Below are 15,645 nucleotides of genomic sequence, written 5' to 3'. Positions count from 1 at the left end.
TGGGATTCACCGCGAACCGGCCGACACCAGTCCCGTCTCGTAGGCGACGATGACCAGTTGGGCCCGGTCGCGGCTGTCGAGTTTGGTCAGCAGGTGGCTGACGTGGGTCTTGACGGTGGGCACGCTCAGCCAGAGGCGATCGGCGATCTCCGAGTTGGTCAGCCCCCGGGCGACCAGGGTGAGCACTTCCCGCTCGCGGTCGGTGACCCCGGCCCGCTCCAGTGCGCGGGCCCGCGGGCGAGGCTCGCGCTCGGGGTCGTTGGCGAACTCCTCGATGAGACGCCGTGTCACGGACGGCGCCAGCAGGCCCTCGCCGGAGGCGACCACTCGCACCCCGGCGAGCAGGTCGCCGGGCGGAGCGTCCTTGAGCAGGAACCCGCTCGCACCGGCGCGCAACGCAGCGTACACATAGGCGTCCAGGTCGAACATGGTCAGAATCAGGACACGGGTGCCGGATGTGGCCGCCGAGCCCCGGATCCGGCGGGTGGCCTCGATGCCGTCCATCTCAGGCATCCGTACGTCCATCAGGACGACGTCCGGGTGTTCCGCGGCGGCCAGCTCGACGGCCTCGCGCCCGTTGGCGGCCTCGCCGACCACGGTCAGGCCCGGCTCGTTGTCAACGAGTACCCGGAAGCTGCCCCGCAGCAGGGCCTGGTCGTCGGCGACGATCACGCGCACGTCCTCGCTCATCGGACCGCTCCCCGGGAGGAGCCGACCGGGCCGAGCGGCAGCCGGGCGAAGACGGCGAAGCCACCGCCGGGACGCCGGCCGGCCGAGAACTCCCCGTCGTACACGGCGACCCGCTCGCGCATGCCGATGAGGCCGTGCCCCCCACCGTGCCCGCCGTCGGGGGCGGGCCCCGTCGGCGTGTCCCGGCCTGGGCCTCCGTCGCGGCCGGGTCCGCCGTCGTCGGTCACTTCGATCGTCACGTGTCTTTCGTCTCGGGTGATCACGACACGACAGTCTGCCGGAGCAGCGTGCTTGACGGCGTTGGTCAGGGCTTCCTGGACGAGGCGGAAGACGGTCAGGCCGAGCGCCTCGGGCAGGTCGTCCAGGTGTGGCGCGTCGAGCCGGACGCGGAGCCCGGCCTCGGTGGCGTGGCGGGCCAGCCCCGTGAGGCCGGCAGTGCCCGGTACCGGGCTGAGGTCGGCGTCCGTGAGGGCACCGGTGTGCTCGGAGCGCAGGACGCCGAGCAGGTGGCGCATCTCCTGCAAGGCGTCGCGGCTGGTGGCTTCGATGACGCGCAGCGCGTCGCCGGCTTCCTCGGGCCGGGTGGTGACGACGTGGTTCGCCACAGCCGCCTTGACGGCGATGACGCCGATGCTGTGGGCGACGACGTCATGCAGTTCCCTGGCGATCCGGATCCGTTCCTCGGCGACGGCCCGTTCGGCGAGTTCCTGGGCGGCCTGCGCCGCGTAGGCCCGTCGCTCCCGTGCGGCCGTGCCGAGTGCCCAGGAGCCCGCGGTCAGTGCCCAACCGAGGACGATGAGGCCTGGACCCTCCGACCACCAGTAGGTGTAAGGGCTCCGGGGCTCCGTGGTGACCATGCCGCCGAGACCGATGAGTCCGGCCGCGGCCACGGGCAGCAGGCGGTGCGCCGCCCCGGACAGGGCCACGGGGTAGAGCGCGAACGCCACCGCGAGGAACGGGTCCGTGACGACACCGAGGGCCACCGACGCCAGCGACGTGGCCAGGGCGACGGCGAGTACCGGCAGCGGCCACAGCCGGCGGACCACCACGGGCAGCCCCGTCGCGGTCACCAGGACGTCGGCGGCCCAGCCGGGCAGGTCGGCAGGTTCGGGTACCGCACGGGTGTGCCGCAGGACCAGCAGGAGCGCCACGTAGCCCACCGCGGCCAGGCAGTCGAGGAGGATGAGCTGCACCGGGGTGAGCCGCCGTCCGAACAGCGGCCGGGATTCGGGATGATCCATCGCCCGACCCTAACCGCGGGCCAGCGCCCGACGCTTCGTGCTCCGGGATGACAGCCCCCGGTAGGAGCCCGGCCGGTGGCGGACCCACGGGCCCGTTCCACATGGGCCGGTTGCGCGGGGGCTCAGCCCTCAGATGTTCATTCCACACGGGAGAACCTGCGGGTCGCGACGGCCAGGGCGAGCACGGCGAGGGTCGCCACCAATCCGGCCTCCACCAGTACGGGCGGTGTCCAGCCCCACCACTCGGGGCTCACCGACCCGTCGCCCATGGCCACCGCGGCGTCGCCGGGCATGCTGCGGCGCAGTGCGTCCACGGCGTAGGTCAGCGGGTTCAGCCGGACCAGCGTGCCGAGCCAGCCGGGCAGTCCGTCGACGGGGAACATGGCCCCGGAGAGGAAGAAGAGCGGCAGCATGCACATGCTGACCGCCACCTGGAAGGTCTCGGGACGCCGGATGCAGACGGCCGCCGCGACCCCGAGCGCGGTGAAGGCGAAGGAGACCAGGACCACCTGCAGCAGCACCACGAGCAGCATCGGGTGGTACGGCACGTCGGCGACGGGCCCCAGAAGCAGCACCAGCACGCCGTAGGCCGCGCCGGAGGTGGCGCCACCGAGGCAGATACCGACCAGGATGGCGCTGCGGCGGACCGGTGCCACCAGCATCTGCCGCAGAAAGCCGGACCGCCGGTCCCACACGATGGACGCGCCCACGGCGATGGCCGGCGCCTGGACCGACATCAGGACGACGCCCGGGAAGAGGAAGGCCCGGAAGTTGCGCAGGCTCTCCTCGGACATGGCGGAGTTCAGACCGGTACCGAGCACCAGCAGGAACATCAACGGCGTGACCATGCCCATGGCGATGCGCAGCCTGTTGCGGCTAAAGCGGATGGTCTCCCGATGCCACAGCACCTTCATGGTGCGCAGGTCCTGGGCCAGGCGACTGCCGTTGCCGATGCCCGGCGGCACGGGTGCGCCGTGGTCCGCGTCGGGCGAGTCGGTGTGTTCCGCCCGCGGGTCGTGCACCTCGGTCTGTGCCATGGTTACCTCCTCGGCCCGAAGTGGGGCTGTTGGGGACCGTCGGCCTCCCGGATGGTGCGGCCGGTGTAGTGCAGGAAGACGTCGTCGAGGGTGGGCGGGGTGACGGTCACCGCGTGCACGGGGACGGCGAGCTCGGCACAGAGCCGGGGCACGAATCCGGCGCCGTCGTGGGTACGCAGACGCACGCCGTCGGGTCCGGTTTCGGCCTCCAGTCCGAAGCCGTCGCGCACGGCCCGGGCCGCCCGCTCGTCGTCGTCGGTCCGCAGCACGACCAGGTCCGCGCCGACGACCGTCTTCAGCTCGGCGGGCGTGCCCTCCACCACGAGCTGCCCTCGGTCCATGATCGCCATCCGGTCGCAGTGTTCGGCCTCCTCCAGGTGGTGCGTGGTGAGGAAGATGGTGATGTCCTGCTCGGCGCGCAACCGGTGCAGGTGCTCCCAGATGGCGACCCTGGTCTGCGGGTCGAGGCCGGTGGTCGGCTCGTCCAGGAAGAGCACGCGGGGCGTGTGCAGCAGTCCCCGGGCGATCTCCAGCCGGCGCCGCATACCTCCCGAGAACGTACGTACGGGCGTGTCCTTGCGCTGGGTCAGCTCCACGAGGTCGAGCAGCTCGGCGATGGCACGGCGGGCCCGGGCGCGGGGCAGCCCGAACAGGTCCGCCTGGAAGCGGAGGTTCTCCTCGGCGGTCAGCTCCCCGTCGAGGGTGGACTCCTGGAAGACCAGGCCGATGCCGCGCCGGACTGCGTCGGGTTCACGGGCGATGTCGTGCCCGGCCACCTCGGCCCGCCCGGCCGACGGCCGCAGCAGGGTGCACAGCATGCCGATGGTGGTGCTCTTGCCCGCGCCGTTGGGGCCGAGGAAGCCGTAGGTCTCGCCGCGGGCGACGGCAAGGTCCAGGTCGACGACCGCCTCATGGGTGCCGTAGGTCTTGCGCAGCCCCTCCACGAGCACCGCGTGCCGGCCGCTCACCGGGCCTTCTCCGCGGCCGCGTGGCGGACGCTCATCATGGCGTGGAACAGCCCGGTGTCGTCGGGTTCCCCGACCGGCCCGCCCTCCGCCTCGACCCAGGCGTGGGCGCGGAACGGCTGGGTGCGCACGCCGGTGCACCAGTCGGGCCACGCACCGTGCAGCCGGCACAGCAGAACGGTGGCGATCGACCGCTCCAGGCAGCCCTGTCCGGCGCACCAGGCGCTGACCGACACCACAGAACTGCGGGCGTCGAGGGTCTGGGCAGCGGTGGCGGGCCGGGAGCCGCGCGAGACGGCGCGCAGGACGCGGCGCAGCCGGCGCGGCGGCACCTTGGCGAGGAGGTGCGCGGCACCCACCGCGCAGCGGGCGGTGATGTGCCGGTGCCAGCGGATCCTGACGGACTGCTCGGAGACCACGGGCATGCTCATGAGCCCACCACCAGCCGGGCCTTGACCAGGGACGCCAGCAGGGCACGGACGTCGGTGCAAGCCCGTTCCGCGGCCTCCGGACGGTTCCGGGTGAGCTCCCGGGCGGCCTCCTCGGCCGAGTTGCCGTCCAGCAGCAGCCTCAGGGTGGCCGCGCCGGAGCGGTTGAGCTGCCAGTAACGGCCGGTGCGCTGGTCGAGGAGGACGACACCGTCCTCGACGTCGGTGGCTATCACGTCGGGTTCCAAGATGTACGTCATCGGGGTCCTCCCGTGGGGGACGCGGCATGCGGAGCGGCGGCACTCGGTGACCGCAGCCATGTCTCACAGGCCAGCGTGTTCTCGAAGGGACTGAGCGAGCGGGTGTCGGGCGTGGGCCGGTACAGCGCGGCGCGCAGGGCACCGGCATCGACCAGCCCGTACTCGGCGAGGCGCAGGTCGTCGCAGAGTCCGGCGAGCCGCTCGCGGTTGCGGTAGAGCCCCTCGTAGGCCTCCTGCCCGAAGGCGCCCTTGTCGCGTCGGTCAAGCACGGCGTCGGGTACGGCGCCGCGCAGGGCGGTGGTGAGCACCGGTTTGTAGCGGCCGGGCACCACCCGGTCGGCGACGCGGACCGAAAGGGCCGCCTCGATCACCCGGTCGTCCAGGAAGGGCGTATCGAAGGTGACGCCGAGGGGGCGCAGGGAGCGGTTGAGCTGGCGGGCGGCGTGCCCGCTGAGCACCGTGACCTCCAGCGTCTGGTGCTGGAGCCGGTCGGGGTGCAGCGGCCGGGGCCGCCGCGCGGCGGTGTCGGTCAGCAGGCGGCGGACGGTCGCGACGGCATCGGGAGTGGCCCACTCGGGCATCCGCAGGTCGCCGCGGCCCCAGCCGAGCGGCGGGGTGAAACGGGGGGACGGCGGGGCGTCGAGCTGCAGGGCGGCTCGGGCCAGCGTGTCGGAGAAGGACGACCGGTCGGCCAGCGAGCGCAGGGTCGCTCGGAGCGGCCAGCGGTTGACGGAGCGGAAGCGGCGCATGGTCTGTATGCCCCGAACCGGGTCGCTGCGAATCAGTGACCAGCCGAACTGGGGGGATATGCCGAACAGTTCGTCGCCGCCGACGCCGATGAGGTGGCGTGCGGCTCCTTCGGTCCGGACGGTGCGGGCCAGGGCCTCGGTGTGGGCGCGGTTGCGGGTCCACACGAGGGGGCCTTCGACGTCGTCGCTCGCACCGTCCCGGTCGGGCGCGGCCTCGTACCAGAGCGGGCCCTCGGCCGGGTCCACGAAGCGGTGTCGGGCGGACGGCATGAGCGCGGCCGCCCTCCTCGCCCAGAGCGTGTCCGCGTTGGCGCGGTCCATCGGCTTCCAGTGGTGGGTGACCAGGTGGGCGTCCGTCGCGTCGGCGAGGAAGCACAGGCTGGTGGAGTCGAGGCCGCCGGACAGGTCGGCGCTGATGACGTCCTGGTGGGCGGCGCGTGCGGCCACGGAGTCGGCCAGCGCCCCGCGGATCGTGTCCGCCGCCCGGGAGATGGGAAGGTCAGGCTCGGGCGGCGTCCACCAGGAGACCGTGCGGGCCTCGCCGTCCGGGCGTATGTCCAGCCAGGCGCCGGAACCGACGGAGTCGACCCCGGTCCAGATCGGGCGCCCGCTGAGCGGCCACGGCACGGGAAGCAGGAGCTGGAGGGCGAGGACCTCCTCGTCCAGCCCGGTCTCCATGAGGGCCGTCAGGCCGCTCGGGCTGTCCGCGGCCACGGTGACGCCGTCGATCCGCGCGTGGAAAACGTGACGCGCGGTGGACAGCGATCCCTGGGTGCGGGTGCGGCCGTCGAACGAGGCGGCGAGGTGGAAGCTGCCGGGGAGTGACCGGACGAGGGAGTCGAGGTCGTGCGGTGAACTGAGGTTCGCGAGGCGCCGCGCGACCAAGGAGGCGTCGGCGCGCGTGGGGCCGAGGAGTACGAGTCGGTTCCGGCCGCCGTCGACGACGACGCATTCGTCGTCGTTCCAGCGGCCCACCAGCCAGGGCCGGCCCGAGGCGTGCGTAACGGTCCGGGCGCCGGGTGCTGCCGCCGCACGGGCGACCGGTTCAGCCTTATGGCAGTCGGGAAGGATCAGAAACTCCATGTCCCCTTCTTCGGTTGGCGCAGACATGCCGAAGCGCGGCGGCCCTCAGTCGCCGCGCCAGGGCGTCAGCAGGTCCAGACGCCTATGCCGCCGAACCACTCCGGGCACTCGTTCCCGAAGCCGCCCAGCGTCAGGTGGGAGAAATCACCGACTTTTAGAAGTACGGGCGTTTCATATCCGTCGGCGCGCAACGTGGTCATGGCGGAGCTTTTTGGTCTGCGGTCGTCAGGGGGTGGCGGCGGAGCGGCTTCGACAGCAGCCGTTCCGCCGCCGGCGTGCGTCGGCGGGTCACCGCCGCACGCGGATGATCAGCAGAACCAGGCGTCGCCGCCGTACCAGTCGACGCAGTCCTCGGGACCGGCGCCGAGCGTCAGCTCCGAGAAACCGCCGACCTCGACGAGCGCGGGCGCCTCGTACTCCTCGTGCGTGGCCATGTTCACCCTCCTTCTGTTCGGACGGTGGGGTGCGGCTGCGGCCTGCGCGAGCTCGTCGGCGGCAGCCGCACCCCGGGTCACGCACAACGTAGGCGGCCTGCGGTCCCGGGCTCCTGGGTGCACCGTCCCGTCCCCGTCCCGCGTCCTCACTGCCGCGGAGGTTCAGGCGTCACGCCGCCGTAGAGCCAGATAGCCGCCGAGGAGTGCGACGACCACCCAGGCCGCGAGAACGGCCATGCCGCTCCACGCGGTGAGGATCATGTGTTCCTGGGGCTCTCGGCGCATGACGATCCCGCCGGCCGCGTCGGGCAGGAACTGAGCCACCTTCTGCACCCCGGGCAGGTTGTTGAGGATCTCCGACACCATGAAGAACAGCGGCACGAGGATGCCGAGGGTGAGCGCGGGGCTGCGCAGCACGGTCGCCAGTCCCATGGAGAAGGCGCAGATCATGGTCATATAGAGGATCGACCCGACGACCGCGCGGAGCGCCCCGTCGTCGGTGATGGAGGCGTTGTGTGCCTCGCCGATGGCCGTCTGGGCGGTGAAGAAGGTGACGAGCACGACCACGACGGAGGCGGCCAGGGCTACGGCGGTGCCGGTGAGCACCTTGGCCGCGTAGAAGACACCACGCCGCGGGACGGCCGCCAGCGAGCCGCGGATGGTGCCGGAGGAGTACTCACTGGTGACCGTGAGCACACCGAAGACGACCAGGGAGATCATGCCGAGCCGCAGTCCGTTGAAGCCCGAGCCGACCGGGTCGAAGTCCGCCTTGCTCTCCGCGCTCATGTCGTCGTAGGCGCCGCGCAGCACCCACCCGAAGAGCAGGGCGATCAGGACGCTGACGAGGAAGCACAGCACCAGGCTCCACAGACTGGAGCGCATGGTTCGGATCTTGGTCCATTCGAACGCGACGGCCGCGCGGGGGTCCCCCATGGTCACCGCACCCCCTTGTCGGCACGGTAGTCGGCTGCGTCGGCCGTGAGCTGCATGAACGCCTCTTCCAGAGAGGCCGTACGGGGACTGATCTCATAGACGGTGACCCCGTGGCGGCCGGCGAGTTCTCCCACCTTCTCCGAAGAGGTACCGACCGCTTCCAGCGTGCCGTCGGGACCCTGGTCGGTGTGGATGCCCGCGTCGGCGAGGACACCGCGCATCCGTTCGGGTTCGGGCGTGCGGACCAGGATGTACGCCCGGGAGTTACGGGCGATGAACTGCTCCACCGAGACGTCGGCGAGCAGCCTACCCCGGCCGATCACGATGAGGTGCTCGGCGGTGAGCGCCATCTCACTCATCAGGTGGCTGGAGACGAAGACGGTGCGCCCCTCCGCCGCGAGCCGCCGCATCAGGCCGCGGATCCACAGGATGCCCTCGGGGTCGAGGCCGTTGACCGGCTCGTCGAGGAGCAGGACGGGCGGATTACCGAGCAGCGCGGAGGCGACGCCGAGCCGCTGGGCCATGCCCAGGGAGAAGCCCTCGGTTCGCCGGTCCGCCGCGCTGGTGAGACCGACGGTGTCCAGGACCTCGTCCACTCGCCGCTCCGGGATGCGGTTGCTGCGGGCGAGGCCCAGCAGATGGGCGCGTGCGGTGCGACCGCCGTGCAGTGCCTTGGCGTCGAGCAGCGCGCCGACCTCGCGCAGCGGGTACCGCAGTTCCGCGTAGGCCCGGCCGTCGATGAGGACCCGGCCGGACGTCGGACGGTCGAGTCCGATCATGGCCCGCATGGTGGTGGACTTGCCCGCTCCGTTGGGCCCCAGGAAGCCGGTCACCCGGCCGGGTTCCACCGTGAACGACAGTCCGTCGACGGCCAGGGTGCTCCCGTACCGTTTGGTGAGTTGCTGAACCTCAATCATGGTCCACCACTCTGGCCCGCCGTACCGCCTGGCACATCGGGCCGGAGGATGTCATCCCCGCGACCGAATCCCGGCCGGGAACGCGCCGGCGGCGGTGGAGGGGATCCCCTCCACCGCCGCCGGGTGGGACGGGCCGTCAACGGCCCCGCGTGCTACGGGTGGGGCCGGGTCAGCAGACCCAGGCACCGCCGCCGTACCAGTCCGTGCACTGGTTGTCCCAGCCGAGGGTCAGCTCGGCGAACTCGCCGACCTCGACCAGCTCGGGCGTCTCGTACTCGTCGTACATGGCCATGGGGTCACCGTCCTTCGTTTCCGGTTGGACCGGGGCGGACCGCCGGGCGTTTCCGCCGGCCGCCCCGGCGTTGCGCCGCCAACGTAAGACTCCCGTCGTCCCGGGCTCTTGGGGCTCCAGGCCCGACCGGGTCCCGCCCTGCCGTCAGGCACCCAGCCCGGCGTCCCGGGCCCGTACCACGGCAGCCGCCCGGTCGCTCACCTGAAGTTTCGCGAAGACGTGCGAGATGTGGTTGCGCACGGTCTTCTCGGCCAGCACCAGTTCGCGGGCGATCCGCCGGTTCGTGTAACCACGGGCGACCAGATCGAGGATCTGCCGCTCGCGTTCCGTGAGCTGTGGGAAGGCGGCACGGCTGGGCATCTCGTGGACGGCGGAGAAGTAGCCGCTCAGTCGCGCGGCGACGGTCGGGCTGAACACCGCGCCCTTCAGGGCGACGGTGCGCACCGCCCTGATGAGTTCGGCCCGAGGCGCGCCCTTGAGGAGGTAGCCGTGCGCACCCGCCCTGAGCGCCGCGACCACCATGTCGTCGTCGTCCGTCACGGACATCATCAGCACACGCGGGGCGTCGGCGCCGGGTTGGTGGGCAGCCGCGATGTCCGCCATCGCGGCCACACCGGACAAACCAGGCATCTGAGCGTCCATCAGGATCACGTCGGCTCCGACCTTTTCTTGCACGAGAGCCTGCACGGCGTCCTCGCCACTATTCGCCTCGCCGACCACGTCCATGTCTTCCACGTCCTCCATCGCGAGCCGTACGCCCGCGCGGAACAACGGATGGTCATCCACCAGGAAAACTCGTATGGTCATGCCTCACTCCGGGGCAGCCTCGCGCGGACGAGGGTGCCGGGTTTGCCGTCGGGCCGCTGCAGCACCTCGCAGCGCCCGCCCACGTCCTGCGCCCGGTGTGCCATGGACGCGAGGCCGACGCCGCGCCGGCAGGCGCCCGCGACCGGCGGCCCGCTCCCGTCGTCGGTCACCTCCAGCGTCACCCAGCCGTCCTGATCGGCCAGTCGCACGGTGACGGTCCGCGCTCCCGCGTGGCGCAGGACGTTCGTCAGCGACTCGGAGGCGATGCGGTAGGCGGCGAGTTCGATTGCGAAGGACAGCCTCCGCGCCGGTTCGGGCTCCCGCAGTTCGACGCGTACGTCGAGCTTTCCGTCGACGCTCGCGCGGTGCGCCAGACGGCACAGGGCTCCGTGGATTCCGCCGCCGTCCAGGTCCGGAGGGCGCAGGTCGTCGATGATGCGCCGGATGTCGTCCACGGTGCGGGCGGTCTCAGCTGCAGCGTCCAGGATGAGCTGACGGGTGCCCGGCTGGGCGACCCGTTCGGCCGCGACGTCGAGGCGCAGTCTGATGCCCGCGAGCGCCGGACCGAGGCTGTCGTGGAGGTCGGTCCGGAGCCGACTGCGCTCGTCCTCCCGGGCAGCGACCAACTGCTCTCCTACTCCGTCGGCGGCCGCCGCCCCCTGCTGTGCCAGGCGCCACTGTGGCAGCATGCCCCAGGTATGCCCCATGATGCCCAGGAAGCACAGGACGACGGAGACCCCGAAGTCCAGGTCGAGGCCCGAGGGCCTGGGCATGACCCCGAGCAGACCGAAGGCAACGAGACAGACCACGAGGATCAGGCCCGTTTCCACCCACGCCCGTAACACGGAGGACGATAACCCCTCCCCTCGAACGCCGCTGTGTTCAGAGCTCCACTTCTGAATCCTTCTCCCCCGAAGCATTCTCATGCCACCCAAGTTAACTCTTCCTTGGTAAACGAGGGAGACAGGATTCGGCCTTGCCGGGAAGGCGCGTATTGCTACCTGGCGGCTTCCTGGAGGGTGGAGAGGTCGGACAGACGGGAGGCCACGCTTCCCATCCTGAGCCCACTGCACTTGGCCAGCATGTGCTGGAAGTGGACCGTCGCCTCGTGGCTCGGATACTGGAACTCCAGGTCCGTCTCCCAGCCCGTCATCGCCTTGGCCGCCGCCGCGAAGCGGTAGGGAGGGTAGAGCTCTTTCCAGTCGACGGACGGGGCGTCGGGGTGCAAGCCCGGCACCACCGGGTTCAGTGCGAAGTCGATGAGGGCCAGGACAGCACTTCCCGCGAGGTCGCGCCCGGCCAGGGCACGTGCCAGGCGGCACGGGATCCCGTATTCGCCGTTCAGCATCTCGAGCAGGAAGTCATGCAGCGCCGGATCGGTCTTCCGTATGAAGGCGCCTTCGCACTGGAAGAGTTCGTCGAGCACCGCGGCACACTCGAAGAGGACGCGAGTGGTGAGCGGGCCCTCGGAGGTGTGCACAAGCTTCAGGGGCCCGTCGATGCCGACGCGTACGTGGCGCCATATGTCTTCGAGGGAGTGCTCCATTGCCGCCCGCATGTCCCAGGTGGCGGTATCAAACTCCGTCAGACCCTCCGGGTCCAGGAGAAGATAGTAGGCGAAGTAGAGGTTGAGCCAGTCCAACTCGCTGAAGAGGATCTGGCTGCGTAGATTCACCTCAGCGCCGCTCGAGTTCCGTAGACGTGGAGTGGACGGTCACCGGTTCACACCTTCCGAGCCGTCCGCACCCTGGTCGTCGTCTTCCGGTCGGGGAAGCGCCTCCTCCACGGGCCCTCGGTCACGCGCTCACTCGACCAAGACCTTCAAGGCGTCGTACCGGGTATTCGTGGCCAGTCCAGCGGCGACGGAAATGGAGATCTCCGCTCAGTGGGCGTGGCGTAAGCTTGACTCTGTCGGGGATCTTGGAGTTCCTCGGTGCGGCAGCATGATCAACGGGCATGCTCGGGGAGTTCCGCCGACCGATGCAGATGTCGAGGTGCCCGTTGTCCCTTCGCCCCCATTCCGGTGAGCAGGTCCCGTCTCTGACTGCGCAGGTCGCGCGGGCGAGCAACCCGGCCGGAACGACGGCGATATGGGTACGCAACCGCCTCGATGGGCTGTGGTGCGACGAGGACTTCGCGGACTGGTACCCGCGGGACGGGCGTCCAGGCCCTGCGCCAAATCATGGTGCAGAACTACCACCGCGACGCCCAAGGACACCTGCGCTGGCGCACCGCCGAGACGGAAGGCGGGCCCGGGCTACCGCCATCGTCCCGGGCGATCGTCTCTCCCTACGACATCTCGACCCGCTTCGCACGGCACGGACACATCATCAAATGGAAGGGGTTCGCCACTCATCTGACCGAGACCTGCGCTCCCGACAGCCCCAACGTGATCACGGACGTGGCCACCACCGCGGCCACCACCCACGACAGTCAGGTCCTGCCCGCCATCCACACCCGCCTGGCACGTCGCGGACTGCTGCCCGCCGAGCACCTGGTCGACGCCGGCTACACCTCCCTGCCCCACCTGGAACAGGCTGCTCGTGAACACCAGGTCACCGTCTCTGGGCCGCTGCGGAGCAACCCCACCCGGCAACACCGCCGGGCCGAGGGCTTCGCCCGGGACGACTTCCACATCGACTACGACCGTCAGCAGGTCACCTGCCCCCGGGGACAAGTCAGCGCGGGCTGGAACGGCCCCTACCCGACCTCCTTGCCCACTGCGGCCCCGCTGATCGTGGCCAGGTTCACCAAAAGCCAGTGCCGCCCCTGCCCGGCCCGCACCCAGTGCACCACCACCACCGCCGACAGCGCCCGCACCGTCGGCTTTCCCCCACGAGAACTCCGCGATCTGCAACTCCGCGTGCGCACCGAGCAACAGACACCCGAGTGGAAGACCCGCTACGCGGTCCGCTCAGGAGTGGAGGGCACGGTCAACGAATTCGCCCACGGACACGGCATGCGGCGCTGCCGCTACCGAGGGCAGGGAAAGGCCCACATCCAGCACGTCCTGACGGCCATCGCCGTCAACATCGAGCGCCTCAGCGGACTGTCACCAGCCGAGGAAGCCTCCACGGCCCGCCTACCGACTGCCTTCCACAACTTCCTTGATCAGCGCGAGATACCCCGGCTGAAGTCCTGGCGAACCCTGGGAACCTGACCGGCATCTCCAAGATCCCCGACAGAGTCAAGTTAGGATCACTTGCCGATGGACATCAGTCCCCGTCCTCGACCTCTGGCAGCTTGTGTTTCAACTCTCCAACCAGGTCGTTGATCTTGGCCATCATCTCGGCGGACAGCCCTCCGCCGTTGCCGCGGGCAGCCAGACCGAGAATCTGTCCTCGTTGAATCGAGCCGAGGAAGCGAATCGCCTCCAGGAATTCGCGGGCCGCGGGGTTGACCTGGGCGTCGTCCTCGAAGAGGGCGGCGTCGACCTGGAGCGCATGGGCCAGGCCGGCGCGCACTACGTCGGAAGCCTCGGTTGTGGAACCCGCGCGAAGGGCGATGATGTCCTCGATCGTAACGACTGGCCGGCCGGCGTGATCATTTACGAGCCGTACGATCTCGTCGTTGGAGGGCGCCTCCTGACCCACATACCCGTGCTCCAGGAGGTAGTTGATCTTTTCGCCGACCGTGCGGGGTGCCGACGCTCGCTCGTCATGCGAACCCCTGGGGCGGACCCCGAATGAGCAGTCCTGAGCGGCCAGCAACTCCGCTTCGGTCACCCCGTATGCCTGTGCGAGTGGCTGTACATAGGCGTCACTCAGCCGACGCCGACCGCTCTCCGCGTTGCTCACCGGCACGCGACTCGTGCCGAGAATCTCAGCGGCCTGGGCCACGCTGAGGCCGGCATCGCAACGCAGGAGTTGGAGGTCCGGAGGACCGTCGTAGGGGAAGAGAACGTCGAGTGGCTGACCGAGCGCCGCTGCGATCGCGGGGAGCTTCTCGCCCTTGGGGAAGTCCTGGCCGCTCTCCCATCGCGCCACGGCGGGGGCTTTGACGCCGACCGCGGCGGCCAACTCACCCTGGCTAAGGTCCTTGCCCCGCCGGACAGCGCGTACACGTCTGCCGTCGAACTGACGTGGCACATGAACTCCAGAGTGGCGATCGGAGGCGGGTCGGGGCGGCGCCAGAGTAACCGCAGATCAGGTTGATACTTCCAGGAAAATAATGTAAGTTTCTGTATCGAACCTGCTGGTCGGGCTCCGCCTTCTCTATGGTGCCAGCCTCCAGAGGACTCCTGTGCATGCCGCATCGCCGTGGCTGCTTTCGGTACCTAGTCGTTGTCGGCCGGTGGCGGAGCACCTTCCGATGATGTCGGCCGTCGCGGGCCCGGCGCGACCCGTCGCGATCCCTGGAGGGATGGGCTCGCCGCAGGTGTCCGGGCAACGACCCAGGCAGGAGCGGACCGAGCAAAGAGGGAGCGCAGTGCCACAGAGAGCGAGCCCGGCAGGAAACAGGGCGATATGAGACCGGTGTCCAGGAGCTACCAACTCCTGGACACCGGGTCCGGCTCCCCAGGGGGCGCCGATTCACTACTACGCAGGCAACGGGACTTCTTTGGCGAGAGGCCGCTGCATGCGTTTCTAGCAACCATGGAGTATCGCATGCTTGCCATGCCGAAGGGAATCCCTTCCTCAGTAGCTGGCCACGGCCAGCCGCAGCTCGTTCATGCCATCGAGCGCGTCCGCCTCCTCTTCGCTCCGTGCAACGGCCAGGCCCCCATCCGGCCGTCAGCGCCTGAGCGGGCCTCCGGAACGATGGCCCGGCCGGGAGGCACAGCTGCCTGCTGTATGGATGCGCGCCCTCCCATGGCGGAGCCCGCGTCGCCGGCCGTGTTCCTCCGGTTCGGCGCGTGAGGGCGGCCGTGGCCGACGCGGACGACCTCGACGCCTCCATTGATGCATGGGTGAGCGCACAACTCGATGCCTCGCCGGACTGGGACCACGAGAAGTGGGAGACGCTGGGGAAAATCCTCGACCTCGAGTTCTCGGTCCCCCGCGATTCCCGCGTCTACAACTTCGTGAAGCCTGTTACCGGGACCTCGGTCGACAGTGAAGCCGCGTAGCTCACGCCTTGCATCAACGAGAGTTTCGATGGCTCTCGATTCCTCTTCTCGCACCGGGCTGGATTAGGCGCCGTGTGCCGCTAGCACCATGAGGCGAAATGAGAACCACAATATCCGACCTCTCCGAGGCGGCCTTGCGGGGCAACTGGGGCCCCATCATTAAGGAATCCGAGAAGGCCCGGGGAAAGCACTGGGCCGAGAATGCCCGGTGTTCCGGGCGGGATACCGACATGTTCTTTCCTCTCGGGGACGGTCCGCAGGCCGAGCCGATGGAAACGGTGGAACGACTGGGCCTGTCCCTGGTCAGGCCGCTGGATCTGTGTGCGGCCTGCCCGCTGTCGACAGCTGCCCGCTGCCTGATCGAGTCCTTGCGTAACGACGATGAGTTCGGGATTCGCGGGGGTCTGATCGCCTCAGAACGCTCCGTATTGCGGGCCAGTTGGCAGAAGCGCACAGACGAGAACGCTGTGGGTCGCGCACTGCGCGGCTCAACCGCAGCCTTGAGCAAGGCGGAACGCAACGAGGTGATCGCCCGGTTCGCGACAGATCCCACGATGGACGCCGCTGCCGTGGCGCGGGGTCTCGGAATCACCCACGAGTACCTGTTGAAGCTGGCACGGACCTACCGGCAGAAGCGCCGGCCCCAACCGGTCACGCCGCTGGTTCGAAGCACGCACGCTGCTTGACGGCAGCGAGGAAACGTTTCTTCTACAAGGAACTCCTTGTGCCCTGGAGCTTACC

At 69.8% G+C, this 15,645-nt stretch carries 19 protein-coding genes; 3 read left to right on the top strand and 16 right to left on the bottom strand.

Annotated elements, in window-relative coordinates:
• Window positions 1-6 precede the first annotated feature (6 nt).
• The 15 genes from ACFY32_RS27120 to ACFY32_RS27050 all read right to left on the bottom strand — a co-directional run bounded on the left by ACFY32_RS27120 (window position 7) and on the right by ACFY32_RS27050 (window position 11,511).
• The gene (locus ACFY32_RS27120) at window positions 7-690 is read right to left on the bottom strand and encodes a response regulator (RefSeq protein WP_390675521.1); all 684 of its coding nucleotides are present in this window, start codon (window positions 688-690) and stop codon (window positions 7-9) included.
• The gene (locus tag ACFY32_RS27115; RefSeq protein ID WP_390675520.1) at window positions 687-1,931 is read right to left on the bottom strand and encodes a sensor histidine kinase; all 1,245 of its coding nucleotides are present in this window, start codon (window positions 1,929-1,931) and stop codon (window positions 687-689) included. Before ACFY32_RS27115 ends, ACFY32_RS27120 begins: the two co-directional genes overlap by 4 nt.
• A 137-nt stretch (window positions 1,932-2,068) precedes the next feature.
• Window positions 2,069-2,968 (bottom strand): ABC transporter permease, encoded by a 900-nt coding sequence (locus ACFY32_RS27110; protein ID WP_390675519.1) that lies wholly within the window; start codon window positions 2,966-2,968, stop codon window positions 2,069-2,071.
• Between the two features lie 2 nt (window positions 2,969-2,970).
• Entirely contained in the window at window positions 2,971-3,936 is a 966-nt protein-coding gene (locus tag ACFY32_RS27105; RefSeq protein ID WP_367491850.1) for an ATP-binding cassette domain-containing protein, read from the bottom strand.
• On the bottom strand, window positions 3,933-4,364 hold the full coding sequence (locus ACFY32_RS27100; RefSeq protein WP_390675518.1) for a lasso peptide biosynthesis B2 protein: 432 nt from the start codon (window positions 4,362-4,364) through the stop codon (window positions 3,933-3,935). Before ACFY32_RS27100 ends, ACFY32_RS27105 begins: the two co-directional genes overlap by 4 nt.
• Window positions 4,361-4,621 carry a lasso peptide biosynthesis PqqD family chaperone gene (locus ACFY32_RS27095; RefSeq protein WP_390675517.1) on the bottom strand — a complete coding sequence of 87 codons (261 nt, stop codon included), beginning with the start codon at window positions 4,619-4,621 and terminating at the stop codon, window positions 4,361-4,363. Before ACFY32_RS27095 ends, ACFY32_RS27100 begins: the two co-directional genes overlap by 4 nt.
• A complete protein-coding gene (locus tag ACFY32_RS27090) occupies window positions 4,618-6,453 on the bottom strand; it encodes an asparagine synthase-related protein (protein ID WP_390675516.1) in 1,836 nt (611 codons plus the stop codon). The genes ACFY32_RS27095 and ACFY32_RS27090 overlap by 4 nt, the downstream gene beginning before the upstream one ends.
• A 65-nt stretch (window positions 6,454-6,518) precedes the next feature.
• Window positions 6,519-6,653, bottom strand: a complete 135-nt coding sequence (locus ACFY32_RS27085; protein WP_390675515.1) for a lasso RiPP family leader peptide-containing protein — start codon at window positions 6,651-6,653, stop codon at window positions 6,519-6,521.
• Between the two features lie 108 nt (window positions 6,654-6,761).
• Window positions 6,762-6,887, bottom strand: coding sequence for a lasso RiPP family leader peptide-containing protein (locus ACFY32_RS27080; RefSeq protein WP_367491845.1), 126 nt, complete (start codon window positions 6,885-6,887; stop codon window positions 6,762-6,764).
• A gap of 162 nt (window positions 6,888-7,049) precedes the next feature.
• Complete coding sequence (locus ACFY32_RS27075; protein ID WP_390675514.1) at window positions 7,050-7,820, bottom strand: ABC transporter permease subunit; 771 nt, start codon at window positions 7,818-7,820, stop codon at window positions 7,050-7,052.
• Window positions 7,821-7,822: 2 nt separating this feature from the next.
• On the bottom strand, window positions 7,823-8,737 hold the full coding sequence (locus ACFY32_RS27070) for an ABC transporter ATP-binding protein (RefSeq protein WP_390675513.1): 915 nt from the start codon (window positions 8,735-8,737) through the stop codon (window positions 7,823-7,825).
• 169 nt (window positions 8,738-8,906) lie between these two features.
• Window positions 8,907-9,029 carry a lasso RiPP family leader peptide-containing protein gene (locus tag ACFY32_RS27065; RefSeq protein WP_367491882.1) on the bottom strand — a complete coding sequence of 41 codons (123 nt, stop codon included), beginning with the start codon at window positions 9,027-9,029 and terminating at the stop codon, window positions 8,907-8,909.
• A 144-nt stretch (window positions 9,030-9,173) separates the two neighbouring features.
• The gene (locus ACFY32_RS27060; protein WP_390675512.1) at window positions 9,174-9,836 is read right to left on the bottom strand and encodes a response regulator; all 663 of its coding nucleotides are present in this window, start codon (window positions 9,834-9,836) and stop codon (window positions 9,174-9,176) included.
• On the bottom strand, window positions 9,833-10,609 hold the full coding sequence (locus ACFY32_RS27055) for a sensor histidine kinase (protein WP_390675511.1): 777 nt from the start codon (window positions 10,607-10,609) through the stop codon (window positions 9,833-9,835). The genes ACFY32_RS27060 and ACFY32_RS27055 overlap by 4 nt, the downstream gene beginning before the upstream one ends.
• A 224-nt stretch (window positions 10,610-10,833) precedes the next feature.
• Entirely contained in the window at window positions 10,834-11,511 is a 678-nt protein-coding gene (locus ACFY32_RS27050) for a hypothetical protein (RefSeq protein ID WP_390675510.1), read from the bottom strand.
• A 507-nt stretch (window positions 11,512-12,018) separates the two neighbouring features.
• Here ACFY32_RS27050 and ACFY32_RS27045 point away from each other — a divergent pair.
• The gene (locus ACFY32_RS27045) at window positions 12,019-12,996 is read left to right on the top strand and encodes a transposase (RefSeq protein WP_390675509.1); all 978 of its coding nucleotides are present in this window, start codon (window positions 12,019-12,021) and stop codon (window positions 12,994-12,996) included.
• Window positions 12,997-13,051: 55 nt separating this feature from the next.
• Here the strand turns inward: ACFY32_RS27045 and ACFY32_RS27040 are convergent, their stop codons facing one another.
• Entirely contained in the window at window positions 13,052-13,924 is an 873-nt protein-coding gene (locus tag ACFY32_RS27040; protein WP_390675508.1) for a helix-turn-helix domain-containing protein, read from the bottom strand.
• A 779-nt stretch (window positions 13,925-14,703) separates the two neighbouring features.
• Between ACFY32_RS27040 and ACFY32_RS27035 the strand changes: the two genes are divergently transcribed.
• Together ACFY32_RS27035 and ACFY32_RS27030 are read left to right on the top strand one after the other, a co-directional pair.
• The gene (locus ACFY32_RS27035; RefSeq protein ID WP_390675507.1) at window positions 14,704-14,904 is read left to right on the top strand and encodes a hypothetical protein; all 201 of its coding nucleotides are present in this window, start codon (window positions 14,704-14,706) and stop codon (window positions 14,902-14,904) included.
• A 98-nt stretch (window positions 14,905-15,002) separates the two neighbouring features.
• The gene (locus tag ACFY32_RS27030) at window positions 15,003-15,590 is read left to right on the top strand and encodes a WhiB family transcriptional regulator (RefSeq protein ID WP_390675506.1); all 588 of its coding nucleotides are present in this window, start codon (window positions 15,003-15,005) and stop codon (window positions 15,588-15,590) included.
• The last annotated feature ends 55 nt before the right edge of the window (window positions 15,591-15,645 follow it).

The sequence above is a fragment of the Streptomyces sp. NPDC000134 genome, from assembly GCF_042899225.1.
In the GTDB taxonomy this organism is placed as follows: domain Bacteria; phylum Actinomycetota; class Actinomycetes; order Streptomycetales; family Streptomycetaceae; genus Streptomyces.
This window is presented reverse-complemented; position numbering and strand designations above follow the sequence as displayed.

Coding starts and splice junctions, on each gene's coding strand:
- ACFY32_RS27095 (WP_390675517.1), bottom strand. CDS start 4,621: ATGACGTACATCTTGGAACCCGACGTGATAGCCACCGACGTCGAGGAC.
- ACFY32_RS27115 (WP_390675520.1), bottom strand. CDS start 1,931: ATGGATCATCCCGAATCCCGGCCGCTGTTCGGACGGCGGCTCACCCCG.
- ACFY32_RS27090 (WP_390675516.1), bottom strand. CDS start 6,453: ATGGAGTTTCTGATCCTTCCCGACTGCCATAAGGCTGAACCGGTCGCC.
- ACFY32_RS27045 (WP_390675509.1), top strand. CDS start 12,019: ATGGTGCAGAACTACCACCGCGACGCCCAAGGACACCTGCGCTGGCGC.
- ACFY32_RS27030 (WP_390675506.1), top strand. CDS start 15,003: ATGAGAACCACAATATCCGACCTCTCCGAGGCGGCCTTGCGGGGCAAC.
- ACFY32_RS27100 (WP_390675518.1), bottom strand. CDS start 4,364: ATGAGCATGCCCGTGGTCTCCGAGCAGTCCGTCAGGATCCGCTGGCAC.
- ACFY32_RS27110 (WP_390675519.1), bottom strand. CDS start 2,968: ATGGCACAGACCGAGGTGCACGACCCGCGGGCGGAACACACCGACTCG.
- ACFY32_RS27070 (WP_390675513.1), bottom strand. CDS start 8,737: ATGATTGAGGTTCAGCAACTCACCAAACGGTACGGGAGCACCCTGGCC.
- ACFY32_RS27075 (WP_390675514.1), bottom strand. CDS start 7,820: ATGGGGGACCCCCGCGCGGCCGTCGCGTTCGAATGGACCAAGATCCGA.
- ACFY32_RS27120 (WP_390675521.1), bottom strand. CDS start 690: ATGAGCGAGGACGTGCGCGTGATCGTCGCCGACGACCAGGCCCTGCTG.
- ACFY32_RS27055 (WP_390675511.1), bottom strand. CDS start 10,609: ATGCCCAGGCCCTCGGGCCTCGACCTGGACTTCGGGGTCTCCGTCGTC.
- ACFY32_RS27080 (WP_367491845.1), bottom strand. CDS start 6,887: ATGGCCACGCACGAGGAGTACGAGGCGCCCGCGCTCGTCGAGGTCGGC.
- ACFY32_RS27060 (WP_390675512.1), bottom strand. CDS start 9,836: ATGACCATACGAGTTTTCCTGGTGGATGACCATCCGTTGTTCCGCGCG.
- ACFY32_RS27065 (WP_367491882.1), bottom strand. CDS start 9,029: ATGGCCATGTACGACGAGTACGAGACGCCCGAGCTGGTCGAGGTCGGC.
- ACFY32_RS27085 (WP_390675515.1), bottom strand. CDS start 6,653: ATGACCACGTTGCGCGCCGACGGATATGAAACGCCCGTACTTCTAAAA.